Here is a 1241-nt window from a genome sequence, read left to right as displayed (position 1 = left end):
AAAAAAATCATTAAAGAGAGCGGCGTTTTAAATGAACTTAAGACGCAAGAAGATGTTAGCAACCTACTCAAAGAGCTTCATTCTGATTTATTGGAAGCTATGCTTTCAGGTGAGTTGGAATCACATTTAGGTTATCCTAAAAATCAAAAAAGCGATACTACCAATGCCCGCAATGGCAGTAGCTCTAAAAAGATTAAGACAGAATTTGGAGAATCTACTATTGAAGTTCCCCGAGACAGAGAAGGTAGTTTTGAACCTGTGATTGTCCCCAAGCACCAATCAACGGCAACACCGATAGAAAACATCATTATATCTCTGTATGCCAAAGGTATGAGCGTTTCGGACATCGAACAGGAACTTCAGGATATATATGGTTACAGACTCTCCACATCTGCCATATCCATTATTACAGATAAAGTAAACCAACAGGTGTTGGATTGGCAGAACCGCCCCTTGGAATCAATTTATTGTATTGTCTGGATGGACGGCATTGTTTTCAAAGTCCGTCAAGGGGGCAAAGTTATCAACAAAACCATTTATCTTGCTGTTGGATTGAATCGTGAGGGTTATAAAGAAATCTTGGGTATGTGGCTTGGACAGAATGAATCCGCTGCATTTTGGCAGGGCGTATTGACTGACTTAAAAGCCCGTGGAGTAGAAGATATTCTTATTACCGTAACAGATAATCTGAACGGTTTTACCCAGGCTATAACCAATGTCTTTCCAATGGCAAACACACAGATATGTGTGGTGCATCAAATCCGAAATTCCTGTCGTTATGTAGTTTGGAAAGACAAAAAAGAGTTTACCGCTGACATGAAGCTTATATACAATGCTACAAACAGGGAGGTGGCTAAGCAAGAACTGCAGCGATTTGCTCAAAGATGGGAAGAAAAATATCCTTATGCAGTACAATCTTGGAAGAATAATTGGGAAGAACTAACCGTATTTTTTGACTTTCCACTGGAAATCAGAAAAATAATTTATACCACCAATCTGATAGAAAACCTGAATGGGAAAATCAGAAAATACACCAAAAATAAATTAGTTTTCCCTACTGATGATGCTCTGAAAAAATCTGTGTATCTGTCGCTTATGCAGATTTCAAGAAAATGGACACAACCTATACAAAATTGGGGATTAATTTTAAATCAATTTATAACTATATTTGCAAAAAGGGTTCAACTATAAAGATAGTCAAACCCTCCGTTAGCTATTTACACAAAATTATGGACAGTGTC

The 1241-nt window shown here is 37.6% G+C and carries 1 protein-coding gene; it reads left to right on the top strand.

Annotated elements, in window-relative coordinates; genetic code table 11:
- The first annotated feature begins 6 nt into the window (after positions 1 to 6).
- On the top strand, positions 7 to 1191 hold the full coding sequence (locus D0T53_RS13410) for an IS256 family transposase (protein WP_163268739.1): 1185 nt from the start codon (positions 7 to 9) through the stop codon (positions 1189 to 1191).
- Positions 1192 to 1241: the final 50 nt, after the last annotated feature.

Origin of the sequence: Dysgonomonas sp. 216 (assembly GCF_010501065.1) — a bacterium.
Lineage (GTDB): Bacteria > Bacteroidota > Bacteroidia > Bacteroidales > Dysgonomonadaceae > QVMM01.
Note: the sequence above shows the minus strand (reverse complement) of the source record. Positions and strands in the feature narration are given on the sequence as shown.